The organism is Bradyrhizobium sp. LB11.1, assembly GCF_040549385.1.
GTDB lineage: Bacteria > Pseudomonadota > Alphaproteobacteria > Rhizobiales > Xanthobacteraceae > Bradyrhizobium.
Window position 1 is genome coordinate 210,495 of sequence record NZ_JBEPTH010000008.1, and the last position, 22,697, is coordinate 233,191.

General features: G+C 62.9%; 21 protein-coding genes. 10 read left to right on the forward strand and 11 right to left on the reverse strand.

Annotation, left to right across the window (positions count from 1 at the left end; all coding sequences use genetic code 11):
* Position 1: 1 nt before the first annotated feature.
* On the reverse strand, positions 2-1,048 hold the full coding sequence (locus ABIA96_RS22165; RefSeq protein WP_354139169.1) for a GGDEF domain-containing protein: 1,047 nt from the start codon (positions 1,046-1,048) through the stop codon (positions 2-4).
* Positions 1,049-1,241: 193 nt separating this feature from the next.
* Here ABIA96_RS22165 and leuS point away from each other — a divergent pair, with 193 nt between their 5' ends.
* The 3 genes from leuS (at position 1,242) to holA (ending at position 5,508) form a co-directional block, all read left to right on the forward strand.
* Positions 1,242-3,878, forward strand: a complete 2,637-nt coding sequence (gene leuS / locus ABIA96_RS22170) for a leucine--tRNA ligase (protein ID WP_354139170.1) — start codon at positions 1,242-1,244, stop codon at positions 3,876-3,878.
* Positions 3,865-4,416, forward strand: a complete 552-nt coding sequence (locus tag ABIA96_RS22175) for a hypothetical protein (RefSeq protein ID WP_354139171.1) — start codon at positions 3,865-3,867, stop codon at positions 4,414-4,416. Before leuS ends, ABIA96_RS22175 begins: the two co-directional genes overlap by 14 nt.
* A 63-nt stretch (positions 4,417-4,479) precedes the next feature.
* A complete protein-coding gene (gene holA / locus ABIA96_RS22180; protein WP_354139299.1) occupies positions 4,480-5,508 on the forward strand; it encodes a DNA polymerase III subunit delta in 1,029 nt (342 codons plus the stop codon).
* Between the two features lie 132 nt (positions 5,509-5,640).
* Here the strand turns inward: holA and ABIA96_RS22185 are convergent, their stop codons facing one another.
* From ABIA96_RS22185 to hemJ, 8 genes are all read right to left on the reverse strand, one after another.
* Positions 5,641-6,528 carry a ParB/RepB/Spo0J family partition protein gene (locus tag ABIA96_RS22185; protein ID WP_354139172.1) on the reverse strand — a complete coding sequence of 296 codons (888 nt, stop codon included), beginning with the start codon at positions 6,526-6,528 and terminating at the stop codon, positions 5,641-5,643.
* A 149-nt stretch (positions 6,529-6,677) separates the two neighbouring features.
* On the reverse strand, positions 6,678-7,547 hold the full coding sequence (locus tag ABIA96_RS22190; RefSeq protein ID WP_354139173.1) for a ParA family protein: 870 nt from the start codon (positions 7,545-7,547) through the stop codon (positions 6,678-6,680).
* A 28-nt stretch (positions 7,548-7,575) separates the two neighbouring features.
* Positions 7,576-8,349: a 16S rRNA (guanine(527)-N(7))-methyltransferase RsmG gene (rsmG, locus tag ABIA96_RS22195; RefSeq protein WP_502918844.1), complete on the reverse strand. Its 774-nt coding sequence runs from the start codon at positions 8,347-8,349 to the stop codon at positions 7,576-7,578.
* 9 nt (positions 8,350-8,358) lie between these two features.
* Positions 8,359-10,239 carry a tRNA uridine-5-carboxymethylaminomethyl(34) synthesis enzyme MnmG gene (gene mnmG / locus ABIA96_RS22200; protein WP_354139174.1) on the reverse strand — a complete coding sequence of 627 codons (1,881 nt, stop codon included), beginning with the start codon at positions 10,237-10,239 and terminating at the stop codon, positions 8,359-8,361.
* Positions 10,240-10,887: 648 nt separating this feature from the next.
* Entirely contained in the window at positions 10,888-12,192 is a 1,305-nt protein-coding gene (mnmE, locus tag ABIA96_RS22205) for a tRNA uridine-5-carboxymethylaminomethyl(34) synthesis GTPase MnmE (protein ID WP_354139175.1), read from the reverse strand.
* A gap of 3 nt (positions 12,193-12,195) precedes the next feature.
* Entirely contained in the window at positions 12,196-12,366 is a 171-nt protein-coding gene (locus tag ABIA96_RS22210) for a hypothetical protein (protein ID WP_354139176.1), read from the reverse strand.
* Positions 12,367-12,503: 137 nt separating this feature from the next.
* Positions 12,504-13,769 (reverse strand): transcription termination factor Rho, encoded by a 1,266-nt coding sequence (rho, locus tag ABIA96_RS22215; protein ID WP_354139177.1) that lies wholly within the window; start codon positions 13,767-13,769, stop codon positions 12,504-12,506.
* 247 nt (positions 13,770-14,016) lie between these two features.
* Positions 14,017-14,451 carry a protoporphyrinogen oxidase HemJ gene (gene hemJ, locus ABIA96_RS22220; RefSeq protein ID WP_354139178.1) on the reverse strand — a complete coding sequence of 145 codons (435 nt, stop codon included), beginning with the start codon at positions 14,449-14,451 and terminating at the stop codon, positions 14,017-14,019.
* Between the two features lie 460 nt (positions 14,452-14,911).
* Between hemJ and ABIA96_RS22225 the strand changes: the two genes are divergently transcribed.
* From ABIA96_RS22225 to dnaQ, 4 genes are read left to right on the forward strand one after another with little or no spacing between them, the layout of a single operon-like run.
* On the forward strand, positions 14,912-15,751 hold the full coding sequence (locus ABIA96_RS22225) for a pyruvate, water dikinase regulatory protein (RefSeq protein ID WP_354139179.1): 840 nt from the start codon (positions 14,912-14,914) through the stop codon (positions 15,749-15,751).
* A 21-nt stretch (positions 15,752-15,772) separates the two neighbouring features.
* A complete protein-coding gene (locus ABIA96_RS22230) occupies positions 15,773-16,381 on the forward strand; it encodes a Maf family nucleotide pyrophosphatase (RefSeq protein WP_354139180.1) in 609 nt (202 codons plus the stop codon).
* 23 nt (positions 16,382-16,404) lie between these two features.
* On the forward strand, positions 16,405-17,004 hold the full coding sequence (gene coaE, locus ABIA96_RS22235; protein ID WP_354139181.1) for a dephospho-CoA kinase: 600 nt from the start codon (positions 16,405-16,407) through the stop codon (positions 17,002-17,004).
* A gap of 38 nt (positions 17,005-17,042) precedes the next feature.
* Complete coding sequence (dnaQ, locus tag ABIA96_RS22240) at positions 17,043-17,762, forward strand: DNA polymerase III subunit epsilon (protein WP_354139182.1); 720 nt, start codon at positions 17,043-17,045, stop codon at positions 17,760-17,762.
* Between the two features lie 9 nt (positions 17,763-17,771).
* Here dnaQ and secB read toward each other — a convergent pair whose 3' ends face one another.
* A complete protein-coding gene (secB, locus tag ABIA96_RS22245; RefSeq protein ID WP_354139183.1) occupies positions 17,772-18,257 on the reverse strand; it encodes a protein-export chaperone SecB in 486 nt (161 codons plus the stop codon).
* A 400-nt stretch (positions 18,258-18,657) separates the two neighbouring features.
* On the opposite strand from secB, the gene ABIA96_RS22250 reads away from it, so the two are divergent.
* From ABIA96_RS22250 to ABIA96_RS22260, 3 genes are read left to right on the forward strand one after another with little or no spacing between them, the layout of a single operon-like run.
* Positions 18,658-19,362, forward strand: coding sequence for a Tim44/TimA family putative adaptor protein (locus tag ABIA96_RS22250; protein ID WP_354139184.1), 705 nt, complete (start codon positions 18,658-18,660; stop codon positions 19,360-19,362).
* Complete coding sequence (gene mltA, locus ABIA96_RS22255; protein ID WP_354139185.1) at positions 19,340-20,842, forward strand: murein transglycosylase A; 1,503 nt, start codon at positions 19,340-19,342, stop codon at positions 20,840-20,842. Before ABIA96_RS22250 ends, mltA begins: the two co-directional genes overlap by 23 nt.
* Positions 20,839-21,429: a Smr/MutS family protein gene (locus ABIA96_RS22260; protein WP_354139186.1), complete on the forward strand. Its 591-nt coding sequence runs from the start codon at positions 20,839-20,841 to the stop codon at positions 21,427-21,429. Before mltA ends, ABIA96_RS22260 begins: the two co-directional genes overlap by 4 nt.
* Before the next feature lie 136 nt (positions 21,430-21,565).
* Here the strand turns inward: ABIA96_RS22260 and ABIA96_RS22265 are convergent, their stop codons facing one another.
* Entirely contained in the window at positions 21,566-22,690 is a 1,125-nt protein-coding gene (locus tag ABIA96_RS22265; RefSeq protein WP_354139187.1) for a hypothetical protein, read from the reverse strand.
* Between the last annotated feature and the right edge of the window lie 7 nt (positions 22,691-22,697).

Here is a 22,697-nt window from a genome sequence, read left to right on the forward strand (position 1 = left end):
TCTAGCCCGCGGCGAAGGCGCGATCGAGCTCGTTCTCAGTCACCACGCGATTGCGGCCACCGCCCTTGGCGAGATAGAGCGCGCGGTCACAGCGCTCGATCAAATCCGCGGTGGTTTCGCCGGGGCGATATTGCGCAACGCCAATTGAAACCGTGATACTCGGCAGCACCTCGCCGGTCGAACGGCGCGTGATGGTGCATTCCGCGAGCGCACGCCTGATGCGCTCGGCGGTGTCGGTGCAGGCGGCAAGATCGGCGTCCGGCAGCACCGCGATCAGCTCCTCGCCGCCATAGCGCGCCGGCAGATCCTGCGCGCGAACCTTTTCGCGCAACACCTTTGCCATCAGCCGCAGCACCTGGTCGCCGACGCCGTGGCCGAAATTGTCGTTGAAGGTCTTGAAGTGGTCGATGTCGAGCATGAGCACACTGAGCGGTTCGCCCCAATCCGCAGTCGTCTGCGCCTTGCGCAGGAATTCATCGAGCGCCCGCCGGTTTGCGAGGCACGTCAGCGTGTCGGTCCGGGCGTGCTCCTCGGATTTGGTGAGCGAATCGCGGATCACGTCGAGCTCGCGGGTCTTTTCCGCAAAGCCTGCCTCGAGCCGTGTCGTCCTGGTGGCGGCCCGCGCCAGCTCGTTCATGAGCTGGGCAACCAGCGCCTTCGGATCGACGCCGGCCTGGCCCTGGTCGGCAACCTGGCTGATCACCTGCATCTGGGAGCGGTTGTCGGCAATCGCGGTCGTCAGAAACTCCCTCGCGGTCCCCATCAGCGTATGCAGCCGCTCGGAGGTGTTGACGACAACGGCGCTCACCTGGGGCGCGATATAGGCCTCGAACAGATTCTGATTGGTCCGGCTGTCGAACGGACGGTTGTGGTCGATCAGAAGCTCGATGGCGTTGCGCAAATCGTCATGGCTGCCTGCGAAATATTGGAACCAGACGGCAAAATTGGTCGGTGTCGGCGGAATCCGCTGCTCGGCCATGCCCCGCATCGCCCGTCCGGCGATGGACGCGGCATAGTCATAATCGGGATCGTCGAAATCTGAGTCCATTGCCTGACGCGGGTGCTGTTGGCGGCCAACCTCGCACCGACCCCTTAATCCGATCCCAATAGGCTCATCCGTACTTTTGCGGAGCAGCATTGCGGGGTGCCGCCGCTCGCGGCAACCCATTGACCCCCCGAGGACTTCTATGGCCTAGTCCGGCCTCTTCAGCCGGCCGAAACCACGAAAACCCAACGATTCCATGACCTCCGAACGCTATAACGCCCGCGACGCCGAACCGCGCTGGCAACGCCAATGGGACGAACAGGCGATCTTCGTCTCGAAGAACGACGATTCGCGGCCGAAATACTATGTGCTGGAGATGTTCCCCTACCCGTCCGGGCGCATCCATATCGGCCATGTCCGCAACTACACGCTTGGCGACGTGCTGGCCCGCTTCATGCGCGCCAAGGGCTTCAACGTGCTGCACCCGATGGGCTGGGATGCCTTCGGCCTGCCGGCCGAGAACGCCGCCATCGAGCGCAAGGTCGCGCCAAAGGCCTGGACCTACGACAACATCGCCGCGATGAAGAAGCAGCTCCGCTCGATCGGGCTGTCACTGGACTGGTCCCGCGAATTCGCGACCTGCGACCCCAGCTACTACAAGCATCAGCAGAAGATGTTCCTGGACATGCTCGGCGCAGGTCTGGCCGAGCGTGAGAAGCGCAAGCTGAACTGGGATCCGGTCGACATGACCGTGCTCGCCAATGAGCAGGTGATCGACGGCCGCGGCTGGCGTTCCGGTGCCGTTGTCGAACAACGGGAAATGAGCCAGTGGGTCTTCAAAATCACGAAGTACTCGCAGGAATTGCTGTCCGCGCTGGATGGGCTCGAGCGCTGGCCCGACAAGGTGCGGCTGATGCAGCGCAACTGGATCGGCCGCTCCGAGGGCCTGCTGGTCCGCTTCGCGCTGGATCAGGCGACTACGCCCGCCGGCGAGAACGAGCTGAAGATTTTCACCACCCGTCCCGACACGCTGTTCGGCGCAAAGTTCATGGCGATCTCGTCGGATCATCCGCTGGCGCAGGCCGCGGCCGCGAAGAACCCGAAACTCGCGGAGTTCATCGCCGACATCAAGAAGATCGGCACCGCTCAGTCGATCATCGACACCGCGGAGAAGCAGGGTTTTGACACCGGCATCCGCGCGGTTCACCCGTTCGACCCCTCCTGGAAACTGCCGGTCTATGTCGCCAACTTCGTGCTGATGGAATACGGCACCGGCGCGATCTTCGGCTGTCCCGCGCATGACCAGCGCGACCTCGACTTTGTCAACAAATACAATCTCGGCAACACGCCTGTGGTCTGTCCCGAGGGCCAGGATCCCAAGACCTTCGTCATCACCGACACCGCCTATGACGGTGACGGCCGCATGATCAATTCGCGTTTCCTCGACGGCATGACCATCGAGCAGGCAAAGGACGAGGTCGCAAAGCGCCTGGAAAACGAGCTGCGCGGCAACGCGCCGGTCGGCGAGCGTCAGGTCAATTTCCGCCTGCGTGACTGGGGCATTTCGCGGCAGCGCTATTGGGGCTGTCCGATTCCCGTCATCCACTGCCCGAAATGCGACGTGGTGCCGGTGCCTGACGCCGATCTGCCGGTGGTGTTGCCGGAGGATGTGAGCTTCGACAAGCCGGGCAACGCGCTCGACCATCACCCGACCTGGAAGCACGTCAACTGCCCGAAATGCGGGGCTAAAGCCCTGCGCGAAACCGACACCATGGACACCTTCGTGGATTCGTCCTGGTACTTCGCGCGCTTCACCGATCCCTGGAACGAGAACGCGCCGACGACGCCCGCGGTCGCCAACCGGATGCTACCGGTCGACCAATATATCGGCGGCGTCGAACACGCGATCCTGCATCTGCTCTACAGCCGCTTCTTCACCCGCGCCATGAAGGCGACCGGGCACATCGCGCTGGACGAGCCGTTCGCCGGCATGTTCACGCAGGGCATGGTGGTGCACGAGACCTACCAGAAGGCCGACGGCAGCTGGGTGCAGCCGGCCGAGGTGAAGGTCGAGGTTAGCGGCAACGGACGCCGCGCGACGCTGCTTTCAACCGGCGAAGACATTACGATCGGCGCGATCGAGAAGATGTCGAAGTCGAAGAAGAATACGGTCGACCCCGACGACATCATCGCGACCTACGGCGCCGACGTCGCCCGCTGGTTCATGCTGTCGGACTCCCCGCCCGACCGCGACGTGATCTGGAGCGACGAACGCGTCCAGGGCGCCTCGCGCTTCGTGCAGCGGCTGTGGCGACTGGTGAACGATGCCGAAGAAATCGGCAAGGAACTCGACAAGGCTGCCCCCGCGGCCCGGCCGGCCTCATTCGGTCCGGATGCGATCGCCCTGCGCAAGGCCGCCCACGGGGCGCTCGACAAGGTCACGACCGGGGTCGAGCGGCTGCACTTCAACGTCTGCCTCGCCCATATCCGTGAATTCACGAACACGTTCTCGGAGGTGCTTCAGCGCCCTGGCGAACCGGCCCCTGACTTGGCTTGGGCGATCCGGGAGGCCAGCCAGATCCTGGTCCAGCTGTTCTCCCCGATGATGCCGCACCTGGCTGAGGAGTGTTGGCAGGTTCTGGGCCAGCCCGGGCTGGTTTCGGAGGCCGATTGGCCGCAAATCGAACGCGATTTGCTGGTTGAAGACAGCGTGACCCTCGTGGTTCAGGTCAACGGCAAGAAACGGGGTGAGGTCACGGTTGCAACAGCGGCCCAGAATCCGGAAATCGAGGCTGCCGCTTTGGCCCTTGATGCTGTAAAACTGGCCCTGGATGGTAAACCCGTCCGCAAGGTGATCATCGTCCCCAAGAGGATCGTGAATGTTGTCGGCTAGGATCCGCATCGCAGCCCGCTTGCTGGCAATCGCCGCATTGGCGGCGCTGACGGCTGGCTGCTTCCAGCCGATGTACGCCGAGCATACCGACGGCACCCCGGGCTTGCGTGAAAAGTTGATGGGGGTCGAGCTCCCGCCGGTCGAGAAGGCGAATGCCTCGCGCGAAGCCCGGGTCGGCGTCGAGGTCCGCAACGCATTGGCATTCAAGCTCTACGGCTCGGCCACAGGCATGCCGCCGACCCACCGCCTGGTGATCCGATTCAACTCCAGCAAGTCGTCCCTGATCGTCGATCCCAACACCGGCCTGCCGAACAGCGAGAACTACGGCATCGACTGCCAGTACAATCTGATCGAGGTCGCGACAGGCAAATCGGTGATGACCGGCACGACGTTCTCACGCGTGTCCTACGACATGCCTGGCTCCTATCAGCGCTTCGCCCGCAACCGCGCGGTGCGTGACGCCGAGGATCGTGCCTCGAACGAGATCGCCGACAACATCAATACCCGGCTCGCCGCGTTCTTCACCGCCGGCACCTGACGTAGTCTATCGTTCCGGGGCGCCTGACGGGCAAACCCGGAATCTCGATCCATATTGGGCCCGATGGTCGCGCTGCGCGGAAAAGAGATCGACGCCTTCCTCACCCGCCCCGACGCGGGTCGTCCGATCATCCTGCTCTATGGTCCCGATGCCGGTCTCGTGCGCGAGCGCGCCGACGCGCTGATTGCGTCTGCGATCGACGATCCCAACGATCCCTTCTCGCTTGTCAAACTCGACGGCGACGAGCTCTCCGCCGAGCCGTCGCGCCTTGTCGACGAAGCCATGACCGTGCCGCTGTTCGGCGGTCGCCGCGCCATTCGCATCCGCGCCGGCTCGCGCAGCTTTGCCGCCGGCGTCGACACGCTGGCCGAGATGGGCGTCAAGGATTGCCGCATCGTGATCGAAGCCGGCGAGCTGCGCCCGGAGTCACCACTGCGCAAGGCCTGCGAGAAGGCCAAGGCGGCCGTGGCGATCGGCTGTTATCCCGACACCGAGCGCGACCTCGCAAAACTGATGGAGGACGAGCTCCGTATCGCCAATTTGCGGATCGCGCAGGATGCCCGCGCCGCGCTGATGTCGTTTCTCGGCGGCGATCGCCAGGCCTCGCGCAACGAGCTGCGCAAGCTCACGCTCTACGCCCACGGTAAAGGCGAGATCACGCTGGACGACGTGATGTCCGTGGTCGCGGATGCGTCCGAGCTAAAACTCGATCCGATCGTCGACGGCGCCTTCGCGGGCCGTCCCGACATCGTCGAGACTGAATTCGCCAAGGCCATGATTGCCGGCACCTATCCCGGCGTGATCATCTCGGCCGCACAGCGCCAAGCCGCGTGGCTGCACAAATCCGCGCTCGCCATCGCCGACGGTACCCCGGCCTCCACCGTGCTCGACGGCGGATATCCGCGGCTGCATTTCTCACGAAAGCCCGCGGTCGAAACGGCGCTGCGTAATTTCAGCGTGGCGCGGCTTGCGGGAATCATCGAACAACTAGCGACCGCCGCGCTCGACACCCGCAAGCAATCGACTCTGGCCGCCGCCATCGCCCAGCGCACGCTGATGGCGATCGCGGCGAATGCGAAGCGGCGGGGCTAGGGCCGCCGCTCCATCTGCCGTCATTGCGAGCGCAGCGAAGCAATCCAGAGTCCCTCCGCGGAAGGACTCTGGATTGCTTCGTCGCAAGAACTCCTCGCAATGACGAGTGGAGAGTTGCGCGAGCAACGAAGGCTACAGCGCGCCCTTCGCCAGCCGCTTCATCACCTCGTCGAGCTGATCGAGGTTGCGGTAGTTGATCTGGACCGAGCCGCCGGGGTCGCGGTGACTGACGGTGACCTTGAGGCCGAGCGCGTCGCTGACGCGCTTCTCCAGATCGATCGTGTCAGGATCCTTTTCCTTGCCCCCGGTGGCACGCGCCTTTTGCGGCTTGCGCTCCGGCACGCCCTCTTCATGCGCGAGCGCTTCAGCCTGGCGAACGTTGAGGCCTTCCGCAACGATGCGCTTGGCGGCGGCGAGCGGATCGGGCACGCCGATCAGCGCGCGGGCGTGACCGGCGGTCAGCTCACCGGTCGCGATAAAGGCCTGCACCTCGGCCGGGAGCTTGGTCAATCGCATCATGTTGGCGACGTGGCTGCGGCTCTTGCCGACGACTTTTGCGATGTCGTCCTGGCTGCGTTTGAACTCGTTGGCGAGCGCGTGATAGCCCTGCGCCTCTTCCATCGGGTTGAGGTCTTCGCGCTGCACGTTCTCGATGATCGCGAACTCCAGCGCATCACTGTCGCTGATGTCGACCGGCACGATCGGCACTTCGTGCAGGCCGGCCATCTGCGAGGCGCGCCAGCGCCGCTCGCCGGCGATGATCTCGAAGCGATCCTGCGCGCCCTTCACGGGGCGCACCACGATCGGCTGGATAACGCCATGCTGCTTGATGGACTCGGAGAGCTCCTTGAGCTCGGTGTCCGAAAAGGCGCGGCGCGGGTTGCGCGGATTGGCCTTGATGAATTCGATCGGCACCTTGCGCTGTGCACGCGGACGGTCGACGTGCTGAGCCTCGCCGCCCACGTCACCGATCAGACTCGCAAGACCCCGGCCCAGTCGCGAACGCGCTTCATCGGCCATCGCCAGCTCCCTTGGATTCACGCTGCAGCACTCCAGAACTGAATTATCGAAACTTGTAGGATGGGTAGAGCGAAGCGAAACCCATCGCTGTTCGTGCATGTGACGATGGGTTTCGCTGCGCTCTACCCATCCTACGAATCAACGTCGCTTCAATGCGTGACGCGCAGCTCGCGCTCGCGCTGGATCACTTCAGTGGCGAGCCGCAGATATGCTTCGCTGCCGACGCATTTGAGATCATAGACTAGCACCGGCTTGCCGTAGGACGGCGCTTCCGAGATGCGCACGTTGCGCGGGATCATGGTCTTGTAGACCTTCTCGCCCATGAACTGACGGACGTCGGCGACGACCTGGTTCGAGAGGTTGTTGCGCGAGTCGAACATGGTCAGCACGATGCCGTGGATCGACAGGTTCGGATTGAGCGTCGAGCGTACCTGCTCCACCGTCTGGAGCAATTGCGACAGACCTTCCAGCGCGAAGAACTCGCACTGCAGCGGCACCAGGATCGCATCCGACGCAGCCATCGCATTCACCGTGAGCAGGTTGAGCGACGGCGGGCAATCGATCAGCACGTAGGTATAGTCAGCGTCCGGCGAAACGTTGTTGTTGAGCGACGAGATCGCATCGCGCAGCTTGAAGGCGCGGCCGGGCGTGGCGCCGAGCTCGAGCTCGAGGCCGGAGAGATCCATGGTCGAGGGCGCGATGTGCAGCCGCGGCACTGCGGTCGAGACCACCGCTTCGCGCAAGCTCGATTCGCCGATCAGCACATCATAGGTTGAGCACGAGCGATTGCGGCGATCGATGCCGAGACCCGTCGAGGCGTTGCCCTGCGGATCGAGATCAACGATCAGGACGCGCTCGCCAATCGCTGCGAGCGCCGTTCCGAGATTGATCGCTGTGGTTGTTTTTCCGACGCCGCCCTTCTGATTCGCCAGCGCCAGGATGCGCGGGTGACCATGCGGGACTTCTGCAGTCTTTTCTTGGGCGGTCTGCTCTTGCTGCGGCTCGTCAGTCACGGTCATCGAAATTCCCCACTCAACCCCTGAACGCTCATCCGCGCCGTTCAACTGAAGTCAGCTCGATGATCCAACCGTCACCGGTCCGGCTTCGGTGGAGCTGCGGCTGAATACTCCAATATTTAGCGGCTTCGGTCAATTCAGCCTCTACATCTTGACCCTTGAGAAATAGCGCTTTTGCGCCCAGGCGCATCAGCGGCTCCGCAAAGCCGATGAGTTGATGTAGCGGAGCCAGCGCGCGCGCGGTGACGCAATCGACGGGGCCGGTGATTCTATCCACATTATCCCCGATCTCCGCGAGATGTACGACTCCCGGAGATGTTGTGACGCGAATCGCTTCGCGCAAAAACGCGGCCTTCTTGGCGATTCGCTCGACGAGATGGACACTCGCACCGGGCGTCCCGGCCATCGCGCACGCCAGGACGATGCCGGGGAAGCCGCCGCCGCTGCCGAGATCGGCCCAACGCTTTGCGGCCGGCGCGAGATCCACAAGCTGAAGCGAGTCCGCGATGTGCCGGGTCCAGAGGTTTGGCAAGGTCGAGAGCGCGACCAGATTGGTCTTGGCCTGCCACTCCCTGAGCAGCGCGATGTAGCGATCGAGCCGGGCCTCCGTTTCATGTGAAACGGGCGCGAGCTTCAACGCATCGCGCTTGTCAGCGGCGATGATGGAATCGAGTGCCCGGTCGTTGGCGCTGGCTTTGTCGATCTTCGGTCTGGCCGACGCCGGGCCAGGTCGAGGGCTCGTGCCCTCACCTGCTCCGGGTCGTCGCGACAGCGGTCTATCCCCGCCCGGTCCGCGCTTTTTCACGTGAAACGCCTATGCAATTGCCTTGGAAGTCTTCCGCGCCTCACGCCGGAGATAGGCCGCGAGGATGCCGAGCGCCGCCGGCGTCATACCGTCGATCCGGCCGGCCTGGCCGACCGTAAACGGCCGTGCCTTCTCCAGCTTGGCCCGGACCTCGTTGGAGAGACCGGGGACGCGGCTGTAGTCGACCTCCGACAGCACCATCCCCTCGTCGCGCCTGAAGGCTTCGACATCGGCGCTCTGGCGCTCGAGATAGACGTCGTACTTGGCGTCGATTTCGAGATGGGTGGCGATCACGGGATCGATCGACGCCAGCACCGGCCAGATCGCGCGGACCTGACTCCAGCCGATGTCCGGATAGGCCATCAACTCGAAGGCTGTCCGGCGCTGTCCGTCCCGGTTCAGGGACAGCCCGTGCTTGATGGCCTCGTTCGGAGTGATCGTCAGCGACTTCGAGAGCGTCCTGGCCGCAGCCAGGGCGTCCATCTTGGCGCGATGATGCCGGGTCCGGGCACCGCCGACGCATCCCAGCGCGATCCCCTTCTCGGTCAGGCGCTGATCGGCATTGTCCGCCCGGAGCGTCAGCCGGTATTCGGCCCTGGACGTGAACATCCGATAGGGCTCGCTGATCCCGCGGGTGACGAGGTCGTCGATCATCACCCCGAGATAACCGTCGGCACGATCGAACACGGTCAGCGCTGCGCCGCTGGCGGAGAGCGCAGCGTTCAAGCCCGCCACGATGCCCTGGCCGGCGGCCTCCTCATATCCGGTGGTGCCGTTGATCTGCCCGGCCAGGAAGAGACCACGCAGACGCTTGGTCTGAAGGGTCGGATCGAGCTCCCGGGGATCGATGTGGTCGTATTCGATGGCGTAGCCCGGACGGACCATCTTCACCCGCTCCAGACCGGGGATGCTGGCGAGGATTGCGAGCTGGACCTCCTCCGGGAGCGAGGTCGAGATGCCGTTGGGATAGACCGTGGTATCGTCGAGCCCTTCCGGCTCCAGGAATATCTGATGACCGTCCCGGTCGCCAAAGCGGACGATCTTGTCCTCGATCGAGGGGCAATAGCGTGGACCGGAGCTCTTGATCTGACCGGAGTACATCGGGGACCGATGGACATTGGCCCGGATCACCTCATGGGTTGCCGACGTCGTCCGGGTGATCCCGCACTGGATCTGAGGGGTCGTGATCCGCTCGGTCATCACCGAGAACGGCTCCGGCGGCTCGTCTCCGGGCTGCATCTCGACCGCGGACCAATCGATCGTGGAGCCGTCCAGACGCGGCGGTGTGCCGGTCTTGAGTCGCCCAAGAGTGAAGCCGGCGCGCTCGAACGAGCCCGAAAGTCCCATCGCGGGGGCTTCTCCGACCCGCCCGGCGGGCCAGTTTTTCTCACCGAGATGGATCAGACCGCGGAGAAAGGTGCCGGTGGTGATGACGATAGCCCCTGCCCGAAGCTCGCGACCGTCCGCGAGGCGCAGTCCGACCACCCGACCATCGACCACGACCAGCTCGTCGGCCTCACCTTCGATGACGGAAAGATCTGCGGTCTCCTGGATCGCGGCCTGCATGGCGGCAGCATATAGCTTCCGGTCGGCCTGGGCTCGCGGACCGCGGACCGCGGGGCCCTTGCGACGATTGAGAACGCGGAACTGGATGCCACCGGCGTCGCCGACCCGGCCCATCAGACCATCGAGGGCATCGACCTCGCGGACCAGATGGCCTTTGCCCAGACCGCCGATCGCGGGATTGCAGGACATCGCGCCGACGGTCGAGAAACGATGCGTCACCAGAGCTGTCGCCGCGCCCATCCGGGCAGACGCAGCCGCGGCTTCACAGCCGGCATGGCCGCCGCCAATGACGATGACGTCGAAACTCTCTCGCTCTGGTCGCATGAGCGGACTTCTAGCTCACGGGCAGGAAAGCCGGAAGTGGAAACTGGGTAGGGCGGGTGTTTCACGTGAAACGAGATGGCACCGGCCGGTGCGGCTTCTCGAAAACAACCCCATGCACAGTAGGAAGTGCGTTGGAGCGGCTGCTGTTTCACGTGAAACAAGAGACCGCTCAGTGCGGAAAGATGCAGTCGTTGGCTCCGAGCCCACCGCACACTCCGTCATTGCGAGCGCAGCGAAGCAATCCAGAATCGCTCCACGGAACGACTCTGGATTGCTTCGTCGCAAGAGCTCCTCGCAATGACGGGGTTGAGGTCCGGGAGCATGTTTCACGTGGAACCCAGCCCAAAGCGCTTGTTTCACGTGAAACAAAATAGACCGCGCAGCGGGGATAGACGCAGGCCCTCGATCGGGATGACCACTTCGCACTCGGTCATTGCGAGCGAAGCGAAGCAATCCAGAATTCTCCCGAAGAGGAAATCTGGATTGCTTCGCCGCAAGAGCTCCTCGCAATGACGGAGATCGAGGCACGACCGCGCTTCGCACGTCGGTCCTCTTCGTTTCATGTGAAACAACCCGGAAGCCTCGAATCCCGTTTCACGCAAAACAAAGTAATGGAGCAAGTACTAGTTCTACATTGAAGAACTAGCGCTACTTTCCGATGCAAAACTTCTGGAAAATGGCCCCAAGGACGTCCTCGACGTCGACCCGACCCAACAGCCGACCCAGGGCATAGGCGGCGGCACGCAACTCTTCGGCGGCGAGCTCTTCGCCTTCTTCTACAAGTTCCAGACTCCGGCGCAAGCTGTCGGAGGCCCGGCTCAACAGGTCTCGTTGCCGCGCCCGGGTCACCAACGCGCCCTCGGTGGTTCCGAAGAAGTCAGCCGCGAATTTGACGAGCGCCTCGACCAGCTCCGGAATGCCGTCGCCCCGGCTCGCCGAAATCCCAAACTCGCCCAGCGACCCACCTCCCCCGAGATCGATCTTATTGCGGACAATCCAAAACTGGCCGCCCGACGGATCCACCGCTCGCTCCCCCTCCACCAGCCACAGCACGAGATCGGCCTCTTCAGCGCGCGCTCTCGCGCGGCGCACACCTTCCTGCTCGACGGGATCATCGGTCTCGCGGATGCCGGCGGTGTCGATCACCGTGACCGGGTAGCCATCGAGATCGAGCTGCACCTCGATCACGTCGCGCGTGGTGCCGGCGTGCGGTGAGACGATCGCGACCTCGCGGCGGGCGAGCTGATTGATCAGCGTCGACTTGCCGACATTCGGCTCGCCTGCGATCGCAACCACTAGGCCGTCGCGCAGACGTTCAGCTTGTCCCTGTGCCGCAAGGGCTTTTGCAATTTCGTCGTGCAGCGCCTTGATCGCCTTCACCGCCGGCGCCATCAATTCCGCGGGCACATCGCCCTCGTCGGAAAAATCGATGCCCGCCTCGATCAGCGCTGACGCCTCGATGATGCGCTCGCGCCAGTCGCGCGCGCGATTGCCGAGCAGGCCTTGCAACTGACGCAGCGCCTGGCGGCGCTGGCGGTCGGTGTCGGCGTGGATGAGATCGTCGAGGCCCTCGGCCTCGGTGAGATCGAGCTTGCCGTTCTCAAACGCGCGCCGCGTGAACTCCCCCGGCTCGGCCGCGCGGGTATTCGGAATTACAGAAATTGAGGCGAGAAGTGCCGACAGCACTGCCCGGCCGCCATGGACGTGGAATTCGGCGACGTCCTCGCCGGTCGCGCTCCCGGGCCCCGGGAACCAGAGCACCACCGCGTCGTCAATCGGCTGGCCCATGCCGTCATGGAGCAACCGACGGCTAACCTGCCGCGGCGCTGGCACCTTGCCCGCAAGCGTCGTCAGCACCAGGCCGGCTTGCGGACCCGAGACACGCACTATGGCGATCGCGCTCGGCAGACGGCCGGACGATAGCGCAAAGATGGTCTGGTCTCGCGGATGCATGGCCTATTTGTCCGGCTCATGGGAAAAAGGCAAACGGCCTGTTGGGCGCCCGTGACCCGCATTGCTGCGATCCAAATCCGCAGCGATTTCATATTGCAATGCGATGTAGGGCGCAGCATTCAGCGGTAGTAATCGCTCGCGTCCACCAGCATTGGTCGGGTCAAAATCAATCATTATTCAGATATATCAACATATTATGTGAAATTCGGCGGCGACGCTCATGCATCCGAATGCTGCGCCTTTCCTGCAGCAAAGCCGCACAACAAAAAGGGCGCCCAAAGGCGCCCTCTGATCTCTTGCTGCACCCCGGCTCAGGTGTTCATGGAGTCGAAGAACTCTGAATTGCTCTTGGTGGATCGCAGCTTGTCGAGCAGGAAGTCGATTCCGTCCATCGTACCCATCGGGTTCAGGATGCGGCGGAGCACATACATCTTCTTCAGGACCAGCGGATCGGTGATCAACTCTTCCTTGCGGGTGCCCGAGCGCGAAATGTCGATCGCCGGGAAGGTCCGCTTGTCCGAGACCTTGCGATCGAGGATCAGCTCGGAGTTACCGGTGCCCTTGAACTCTTCAAAGATGACTTCGTCCATGCGGCTGCCCGTATCGACCAGCGCGGTCGCGATGATGGTCAGCGAGCCGCCCTCCTCGATATTGCGGGCGGCGCCAAAGAAGCGCTTCGGACGCTGCAGTGCGTTGGCGTCGACACCGCCGGTCAGCACCTTGCCGGATGACGGCACCACGGTGTTGTAGGCGCGGCCCAGACGCGTGATCGAATCGAGCAGGATGACGACGTCGCGGCCGTGCTCGACAAGGCGTTTCGCTTTTTCGATCACCATCTCGGCGACCTGGACGTGACGCACTGCCGGCTCGTCGAAGGTCGAAGAGACGACCTCGCCCTTTACCGAACGCTGCATGTCCGTGACTTCTTCAGGACGCTCGTCGATCAAGAGCACGATCAGATAACACTCGGGATGATTATGCGCGATCGAGTGCGCGATGTTCTGCATCAGCACGGTTTTACCGGTGCGCGGCGGCGCCACGATCAGCGCGCGCTGGCCCTTGCCGATCGGCGCGACGATGTCGATCACCCTTGCAGACAGGTCTTTTCGCGTCGGATCGTCGATTTCCATGTGGAAACGCTGATTCGGAAACAGTGGCGTGAGGTTGTCGAAATTGACCTTGTGCTTGGCCTTTTCCGGGTCCTCGAAGTTGAGCGTGTTGACCTTCAGCAGCGCAAAATAGCGTTCGCCCTCTTTCGGGCTGCGAATGTGGCCTTCGATGGTATCGCCGGTGCGCAGGCCGAAACGGCGGATCTGCGAGGGCGAGACGTAGATGTCGTCCGGGCCCGGCAGATAATTGGCATCGGGCGACCGGAGAAAGCCGAAACCGTCGGAGAGCACCTCGACGACGCCCTCACCGACAATGTCGGTCTCGGCGAGCGCAAGCTGCTTGAGGATGGCGAACAACAGCTCCTGCTTGCGCATGGTACTGGCATTCTCGACCCCGTTCTCTTCCGCGAACGAGACAAGCTCGGCCGGCGTCTTCGACTTGAGATCCTGGAGTTTAATTTCCCGCATTGGGGTGGTCCTGTGGGGTAACCTTGGGAGGGGGTGCGAGGAGGCTCTGACATGCGGACGCGAGAAGGTAAGGTCCGCAGGTCTGGCGAGGTGAGTGCCGGTGAGGCTTCAAACCCGATGCGGTGTCCGGCCTTTAAAAAGCTCAGACACAACCACATCCGCCTGCGTTGGGTGGGATACCGCTAATATAGAAAATCGCTTTCCACTCCGCAAGCCGAAGCGCTGAGCGATCGTTCAAGATCGTTGCCTAGAACGGCTTCACGATCACCATGATGACGATGATAATCATCAGGACGGTCGGCACCTCATTGATAATCCGAAAGAATTTCTGATTGTGAGGGCGCCGGTCGGCCGCGAAGTCCTTGAGCCAACGGGAAAAAAAGCCGTGGACCGCGGACATGGCCAGGACCAGTGCCAGTTTTACGTGCAGCCAGCCGAAGGTGAACCAATGGCCGGCCCAGGCGAGATAGAGCCCGGCGAGCCAGGTAACGATCATGGCGGGGTTGATGATCGCCTTCAACAGGCGGCGTTCCATCACCTTGAAGGTTTCGGACTGTTTCGAGCCGATCTCGGCCTCGCAGTGATAGACGAACAGCCGCGGCAGATAGAGCATGCCCGCCATCCAGGAGATGACGGCGATCACGTGCAGTGCCTTGATCCAGAGATAGACATCTTCAAACATGTGCAGCGTCCGACTTTGCGCCCAGCCTTCCGGCGGGTTGGGGATAGTAAGAACTCGTTAAGGTCTTACCTTGCACACTTATCCGTCCGTAGCGCCTTCCTCAAATATAGAATCTTAGATTCTTAAGGTTTGAGTCTATGTGACCGTGGATTGGACTCACACAATTCCGTCCGCGAGTTCACGCGCGCTTGTTCACATCCATCAACATATCCCAGACCGTTCTGGCGCCTTCCGATAAGGCAGGCAGCTTCAAAGGCTTGCGCCTTTCTGTCGGCAACTTATCAAGGGAGTTGTCCGCGTAATCCGGCTTCCCTCTCGGCAGGGCGCCGGACTTGTTCCGATGGGCAGTGGTGTGAACAAAGTTCGCACTTATCCCGACCCTGGTGTCGCGCAACCCTTTCCGAGGGGTTAAGGTCCACAGAAATCCACAAACCACACCGCCCTCATACAAAGAGTTTTTGTGCCGACCTCGAGCAATTATTTCCATCTGCACCTCGTCTCCGACTCCACGGGCGAGACCCTGATCACGGTCGCGCGCGCCGTCGCCGCGCAGTACGCCAACGTCACGCCGGTCGAGCACGTCTATCCGCTGGTGCGCAGCCAGAAGCAGCTCGACCGCGTGCTCGACGAGATCGAGGAAGCGCCGGGTATCGTGCTGTTCACGCTGCTGGAGAAGGACCTGGTCTCCAGGCTCGAGGACAAATGCAAAAACATCAACGTTCCGAGCCTCTCGATCATTGGCCCGGTCATGCAATTGTTCGAAGCCTATCTTGGAGCAGCGACCACCGGTCGCGTCGGCGCGCAACACGTGCTCAATGCCGAATATTTCAAGCGTATCGACGCGCTGAACTACACGATGATCCACGATGACGGCCAGCACGTCGACGGGCTCGAGGATGCCGACGTCGTCCTGGTCGGCGTGTCCCGCACCTCGAAGACGCCGACGTCGATCTATCTCGCCAATCGCGGCATCCGCACTGCCAACGTGCCGCTGGTGCCGGGCATTCCTGTGCCGACGCAATTGGAGACGCTGACCCGGCCGCTGGTCGTCAGTCTGCACGCGACGCCGGAACGTCTGATCCAGATCCGTCAGAATCGCCTGCTCTCCATGGGCGCCGAATCCGGCAGCGACACCTATACCGACAGGCAGTCGGTCACCGAGGAGGTCGCGTTTGCGCGCAAGCTGAGCGCCAAGCACGACTGGCCGCTGCTGGATGTCACGCGGCGCTCGATCGAGGAAACCGCGGCAGCGATCATGAAGCTCTACAGCGATCGCCAGCGCAACCGGCCTTCTGAATAGTCTCGGGAATAGTTTTCGAAAATGGGTGTTTGGCGCGGCACATCTTCCCTGATCCTGGCCTCGCAGAGCAGCGCACGAAAGATGCTGCTGGCGAACGCCGGGCTCGAATTCGAGACTGTTACCGCTGATATCGACGAGCGCGGTATTCAGGCTGCTTCAAAGCTTTCGAACCCGCGCGAGATCGGCCTGCTGCTGGCGCGCGAGAAAGCCAAGATCGTTTCCGCCGCTCGTCCCGGAAGTTATGTGATCGGTGCCGATCAGACGCTGGCCCTTGGCGATCGTCTCTTCAACAAGCCCGCCGGTCGCGCACAGGCACTGTCCCAGTTGCGCGATCTCGCCGGTCACAGCCACGAGCTGAATTCCGCGGTCGCCGTCGCCCATGACGGCAAGATTGTCTTCGAGGATATTTCGGTTGCCCGCATGACCATGCGGCAAATGTCCGAGGCCGAGCTCTCAGCCTATCTCGACGCCGCCGGCGACGCCGTCACCACGAGCGTCGGCGCCTATCAGCTCGAAGGCCTCGGCATCCATCTGTTCGAGCGCATCGAGGGCGACCATTTCACCATTCTCGGCCTGCCACTGCTGCCGCTGCTTGCGTTCCTGCGGCGCGTGCGGCTAGTTGCGGTGTGACTGACAGGGATGGTTCTGCGCTGATGCGGATCGTTGGACTGACCGGCTCGATCGGAATGGGCAAATCCACCACCGCGAAATTGTTCGCGGAGGCCGGTGTGCCCGTCTACGACGCCGATGCCGCCGTCCATCAGCTCTATGAAGGTGCGGCCGCACCCGCGATCGAGGCCGCCTTCCCCGGCACCACCGCGAACGGCAAGGTCGATCGTCCCAAGCTGTCCGCCCGTGTGGTGCATGATCCCGCTGCCATCAAGCAGCTCGAGCAGATCGTTCACCCCATGCTCGGGGCCTCCCGCCAAAAATTCTTTGCTGACGCGGAAGCGGCTAGGGCGCCGGTCGTGGTGCTCGACATCCCCCTGCTGTTCGAGACCAGTGGCGAGAAACGCGTTGACGCCGTCGTCGTGGTATCGACCTCGCCGGAGCTTCAGCGCGAGCGTGTACTGGCGCGGGGAACCATGGACGAGGCCAAACTCGACGCCATCATCGCCAAGCAGACGCCCGATGCCGAGAAACGCAAGCGGGCTGATTTCGTGGTGGATACGTCATACGGACTTGAGCCGGTACGCGCGCAAATCACGCATATCCTGGCCGAGGTCGTTAAGATGCCGCAACGGCGAGCCTGATTCGCTGCCTCACACGCCGCTTTGAGCCTCTTTGAAACATGCGTGAAATCGTTCTCGATACCGAAACCACCGGCCTCGATCCGCTTCGCGGCGATCGCCTGGTCGAAATCGGCTGCGTCGAGATATTCAACCGCATGCCGACGGGACAGGCGTATCACGTCTATATTAACCCCGAGAGGGACATGCCGGCGGAAGCGTTCGCCGTGCACGGGCTGTCGGCCGAGTTTCTCTCGACCAAGTCCCTGTTCCACGAGGTCGTCGACGAGTTTCTGGCGTTCATCGGCGATGCGCCGCTGGTGATCCACAACGCCTCGTTCGACATCAGCTTCATCAATGCCGAGCTCGACCGGATCAAGCGTGCCGCGATCCCGCGCGAGCGGCTGGTCGATACGCTGTTGCTGGCGCGGCGCAAGCATCCCGGCGTGTCGAATCGGCTCGACGATCTCTGCTCGCGCTATTCGATCGACAATTCACACCGCACCAAGCACGGCGCGTTGCTCGACGCCGAATTGCTCGCGGAAGTCTATGTCGATCTGGTCGGGGCGCGTCAGTCGCAACTGCTGCTCGCCTCGGATGCCGCGGATATTCGCGTCAACGCAGCCGGCGATGCTCCGCGCCGGCAGCGGCTGGTGCCGCTCGCGCCGCGGGTGTCGGACGCCGAGCGCGAGGCCCATCGGGCTTTCATCGCAACGCTCGGCGACAAGGCGATCTGGAACGAGTTCTTGTCCGCTCCAGCTGCCGTCAATCCTGCCGGTTAGGCCTATCAGTTAAGCCTGGCCTACCTGACCACCGGCGGCCATTTGCCGCTCCATGTTCTGGCGATAGAGACCGACGAAGTCGACCGGGTCCAGCATCAGCGGCGGGAACCCGCCGTCCCGCACGGCGGTCGCGATGATCTCGCGGGCGAACGGGAACAGCAAGCGCGGGCACTCGATCATGACCAGCGGATGCAGGTTCTCCTTCGGCACATTGGCAATGCGGAACACGCCGGCATAAGCAAGCTCGAACGAGAACATGACCTTACCGGCGTTCTCGGCCTTGCCTTCGACCGACAGCGTCACCTCGAACTCGGTTTCGCTGAGATTGTTGGCGCTGACATTGATCTGGATGTTGATCTGGGGCGCCTGGCTCTGCGGCTGCAGCGAGGTCGGAGCGTTCGGATTTTCGAACGAGAGGTCCTTGGTATATTGCGCCAGCACGTTGAGCTGGGGAACCTGGGCCGCCTCGGGAGGGGTGCCGTTACCGTTGGTCATCGAAGTGTCTCCTTACCCGATTGGGGGCTGAATTTCGCGGCGGTTGGCTAACATAGGGGCGCCTCATTCCACAAGGACGAACGGCTCCGGAGGGTCGATCGGGGCCGCGCCCACAACTGTGACGTTTGACCGGCCCCGGACCCGAAATCGCATGGTAAACGCTTGAAGATGCGCGATTTCCGGGCACGATCGGGTTTCCCCTTAAGCATAAAACGCGCTACACTTCCCGCTGTGCCAAAAGGCGCCATTGGCCGGGCCAGATTTCGTGCCTACATCCGGCGGACGTGACACGCCGGCTTAAAGTGGTGATGTCATCTTGCCGTTCCGGTATGGAACGGTCTACTGGCCGGATTGATTTTCCCGGCAACGACCCTCTGAAAAGACCAGAAAGCGATTCGACGTGGACATCTACACCATCATTTTCCTTGCGCTGGCGGTCTTTATTTTCCTGCGGCTGCGCAGCGTGCTGGGGCAGCGGACCGGCAATGAGCGGCCGCCGTTCGACCGCACGGCTCGCAATGCGCTAGGGGGAGCCCCGGACAAGAACGTCGTGACCATGCCCGGCAAGGTGATCGACCAGGCGCCGCTGGCGCCGGCAGCCGAGCCGACCCCGCCCTCCGACCGCTGGAAGGGCCTGACCGAGCCGGGCACCCCGCTGGCCCAGGGCCTCGATGCCATCGTCGACAAGGATTCCACCTTCGACCCGCGCCATTTCATCTCAGGCGCCCGCGGCGCCTATGAGATGATCGTACTGGCCTTTGCCAATGGCGACCGCCGTGCGCTGCGCGATCTGCTGTCGTCGGAGGTCTATGAGAGCTTCGATGCCGCCATCAAGGACCGCGAGAAGAACGAGCAGAAGACCGAGACCCGTTTCGTTTCGATCGACAAGGCCGAGCTGGTCGGCGCCGAGCTGCGCGACCGCACGGCCCAGCTCACGATCCGCTTCGTTTCGCAGATGATCTCGGCCACCCGTGACAAGGCCGGCAATATCGTCGACGGCAGCGCCGACACGGTCGCCGACATTACCGACATCTGGACTTTCGCCCGCGATATCACCTCTCGCGATCCGAACTGGAAGCTGGTTGGCACCGGAAGCGCGAATTAAGAGTTTTCTGAAGAACAGCGCGACGGCGCTTTGCGCAGGTGCCGTCGTGCTGGCTTCGTTTTCGCTTGGCGCCGAAGCTGCGCGGCGCCACTACCGCAGCCATTACCATCATCTTCCCGAAGTGGCAGCGATCCCTCCGCGGGCCTTGCCCTATCCGCACCTCCCTCTCCCATTCGAAATTCCCGGCGCACAATATCTGCCGCTGGCCTGGGCGGACGTGAAGGGGTGGAGCGACGATGATCATCTCGCGGCCTACAAGACCTTTCGCGCAAGCTGTCGTTCGATCAATCCACAGACCGGTGCTGCCGAGTCCAAGGCACTGAGCGGCTCGCTGGGCGAGCCCTGCCGGGCCGCCAAATCGCTCGACCTCACCGAGGACGCGAAAGCAAAAACCTTCTTCGAGGAGAACTTTTCGCCCTTGCGTATTTCGCGTCTCGGCGAGCCCGACGGCTTCGTCACCGGCTATTACGAGCCGGTGCTGGACGGCTCGCGCACGCAGACCGATGTCTACAACGTCCCGGTCTACCGCCGGCCCTCGAACCTGTTCGTGCGCGGCTACAATCAGGCGTCCGTCAGCCTGCCCAACAAGGGTGCGGTCTATCGCAAGATCGGCCGCCGCAAGCTCGTGCCCTATTACGACCGCGGCGAGATCGAGGACGGCAAGATCGCCGGCCGCGGTCTCGAGATCGCCTGGCTGAAGGATCCGACCGATTTGCTGTTTGCCCAGATTCAGGGCTCGGCGCGGATCAAGTTCGACGACGGCGCCACCCTCCGGCTCAACTACGATTCCTATAACGGCTATCCCTACACCGCCGTCGGGCGTGTCCTGATCGAGCGGGGCATCATTCCGAAGGAAGAGATGTCGATGCAGAAGATCAGGGAGTGGATGGCGCAGAACCCCGACGGCGCCAAGGAGCTGCGGCGCCAGAACCGCTCCTACATCTTCTTCCGTGAGGTCAATCTGTCCGACAAGGACGAGGCGGTCGGTGCTCAAGGCATCCCGCTGACCGCCGGCCGTTCGATCGCGGTCGACAAATCGCTCCATGTCTATGGCACGCCGTTCTTCATCGAAGGCGAGCTGCCGATCGAGTCCGAGCGCGCCAAGACGCCGTTCCACCGCCTGATGATCGCGCAGGACACCGGATCGGCCATCATCGGCCCCGCCCGTGCCGATCTCTATTTTGGCGCGGGGGCCGATGCCGGCCGTGTCTCGGGGCGGCTGCGTCATCCCATGCATTTCGTGATGCTGGTGCCGAAGAGCCTCGATCCCGGCGTGCGTGCCGCGCGATTGCCGGTGCCGGATCCGCGGCCGTCGGCGAAGATTGCAAAGCTGTTTCCGCAGATCGATCCCGCCAAGGACCCGGGGAAGGGCGAGACTGTCGCAATTGCCGGCCCGGTACCGCTACCGGCGCCGCGTCCTGTGATAGAACCTGTCCGCGAACCGCGCAGGCACATGAAAAGTCGTTCCCACCAGCAATGAAGCGATCGTCCCGTCCGCCCGTGCTGGATCCGCGTCCCTCGCCGCGCCGTCGTGGGCTCACCGAGGAAGATCGCGAGCTGTGGGAGCTCGTTGCGAAACAGGTCAAGCCGCTGCGGAAGCATCGCGCAAAGAAGGCGCACGCCGCGCCGCGCGCCGAGCCTTCGTCCGCAGCGCCGGTTGCGAAGCCTGCGCTGTCGCCGCGGCCATTGGCTCAAGCGCCGGCCCCACGTCCATCAAAACCGGCCATGCCGCCGCTTGCGCCGCTCGGCAAGCGCGAACGTACAAAGCTGTCACGCGGCCGCAGCGAGATCGAGGCACGGCTTGATCTGCACGGCATGACCCAGATGCGGGCACATCGCGCCTTGACCGGGTTCCTCCACCGCGCCCATCACGATGGCCTGACCTTTGTCCTCGTCATCACGGGCAAGGGCCGGAGCGGTGGCGAAAGCGGCGTGCTGCGTCGGCACGTGCCGGAATGGCTGAGCCTGCCGGAATTCCGCGCTTTCGTGGTCGGGTTCGAGGAGGCTGGGATTGGCCATGGCGGCGAGGGCGCGCTTTACGTGCGGATCAGGCGGGCGAGATTCTAGCGGCTCTACACCTCTCCCGCTTGCGGGAGAGGTCGGCGCGAAGCGCCGGGTGAAGGTTCTCTCCTCTTGGGGAACCCCTTTTTGGAGACACCCTCTCCCCAGCCCTCTCCCGCAGGCGGGAGAGGGAGCACACCGTCTAAAAAGGCCGCACGATTCCGACGCGAGGGATCAGCGTGATGATCAGACCGAGGATATTTGTCTTCCGATCCTCTTCAGAAATCAGCGCTGCCTCCTTGCTGGCCGGCAGCATCTTCACCGCATGCAGGATCAGGAACATGCAGACCGCCCAGTTCGAGATCCAGCGCGAATAGTCGAACACCATCGCGAACATCACGAGGTAGGCGAGGCTGACGCCGATCAATGCCGCGATGACGAGCCTGCGGTGGGTCTCGCTCGCGAGCGCACCGATCAGCTTCGCAAAATAGCGCCACAGCGGCGCGTGCAGCCAGATCAGCAGGGCGAAGACGGGCACGCCGAGGATGTTGTGCGGCAGGCGGGCCCAGGTGTCCGAGATTTCCTTCGCCAGCGGTTGATACCAGATGTAGCTGAACTGCAAGAGATCGGTGCGGGAGGAATCAACCATCCGGGTCTTCAGATAGGCGACGAAATCCGCCTCCGGGATCGGCATCGTTCCCAGGAACTGCGCGGCGAAGAACAGGATGGTCACGGAAAGCAGCGCGACCAGACCGAACCCGACGTTCGTGCGGGTGATGCCGTGGACGAGATAATGCCTGGTCACGACGATGGTGATAATTGTCGGCACATACATCAGCAGATGAATGTGGTGGATCAGGACGAGAGTGATCGAGAACAGCGCCGCCGTTGCAACAAACAACAATGAGCTCGCCGGCATCAGCAGCAGGACGATCGCGAGCGCGCAGCCATAGATGTCGAAATGGCCGAGCGTGTGCATGAAGTTTTTCAGGAAGAACGGTGAGCCCGCGATTAAGACGAACAGCGGCAGCGTCTTTGCGGTGAAGCCGAACGTCTTCTGGAACAGTTTTGCGTATAGGGCGAGCGTGAGCAGCCACGCCGCCCCGCCGAGCGCGAAGACCAGCCAGGCCGGCACCTTGGCCACGAATAACGCAACGATCGCCCCGATCAGGGCGCGCTTGATGAAGCCGAAATGGTAGTCGACGAGGAGATGGACGTAGGGGACGTAAGGCGGCAGCTGGATCTTGTGAACAAACACGCCGACGATCACGGCGGCGTTGATCGCGAGCAGAAGGCGCCAGGGGTTTTGCAAGATGCGAGCGGTCACGCGGCAA

Coding starts and splice junctions, on each gene's coding strand:
- ABIA96_RS22165 (WP_354139169.1), bottom strand. CDS start 1,048: ATGGACTCAGATTTCGACGATCCCGATTATGACTATGCCGCGTCCATC.
- leuS (WP_354139170.1), top strand. CDS start 1,242: ATGACCTCCGAACGCTATAACGCCCGCGACGCCGAACCGCGCTGGCAA.
- ABIA96_RS22175 (WP_354139171.1), top strand. CDS start 3,865: ATGTTGTCGGCTAGGATCCGCATCGCAGCCCGCTTGCTGGCAATCGCC.
- holA (WP_354139299.1), top strand. CDS start 4,480: ATGGTCGCGCTGCGCGGAAAAGAGATCGACGCCTTCCTCACCCGCCCC.
- ABIA96_RS22185 (WP_354139172.1), bottom strand. CDS start 6,528: ATGGCCGATGAAGCGCGTTCGCGACTGGGCCGGGGTCTTGCGAGTCTG.
- ABIA96_RS22190 (WP_354139173.1), bottom strand. CDS start 7,547: ATGACCGTGACTGACGAGCCGCAGCAAGAGCAGACCGCCCAAGAAAAG.
- mnmG (WP_354139174.1), bottom strand. CDS start 10,239: ATGCGACCAGAGCGAGAGAGTTTCGACGTCATCGTCATTGGCGGCGGC.
- mnmE (WP_354139175.1), bottom strand. CDS start 12,192: ATGCATCCGCGAGACCAGACCATCTTTGCGCTATCGTCCGGCCGTCTG.
- ABIA96_RS22210 (WP_354139176.1), bottom strand. CDS start 12,366: ATGATTGATTTTGACCCGACCAATGCTGGTGGACGCGAGCGATTACTA.
- rho (WP_354139177.1), bottom strand. CDS start 13,769: ATGCGGGAAATTAAACTCCAGGATCTCAAGTCGAAGACGCCGGCCGAG.
- hemJ (WP_354139178.1), bottom strand. CDS start 14,451: ATGTTTGAAGATGTCTATCTCTGGATCAAGGCACTGCACGTGATCGCC.
- ABIA96_RS22230 (WP_354139180.1), top strand. CDS start 15,773: ATGGGTGTTTGGCGCGGCACATCTTCCCTGATCCTGGCCTCGCAGAGC.
- coaE (WP_354139181.1), top strand. CDS start 16,405: ATGCGGATCGTTGGACTGACCGGCTCGATCGGAATGGGCAAATCCACC.
- dnaQ (WP_354139182.1), top strand. CDS start 17,043: ATGCGTGAAATCGTTCTCGATACCGAAACCACCGGCCTCGATCCGCTT.
- secB (WP_354139183.1), bottom strand. CDS start 18,257: ATGACCAACGGTAACGGCACCCCTCCCGAGGCGGCCCAGGTTCCCCAG.
- ABIA96_RS22260 (WP_354139186.1), top strand. CDS start 20,839: ATGAAGCGATCGTCCCGTCCGCCCGTGCTGGATCCGCGTCCCTCGCCG.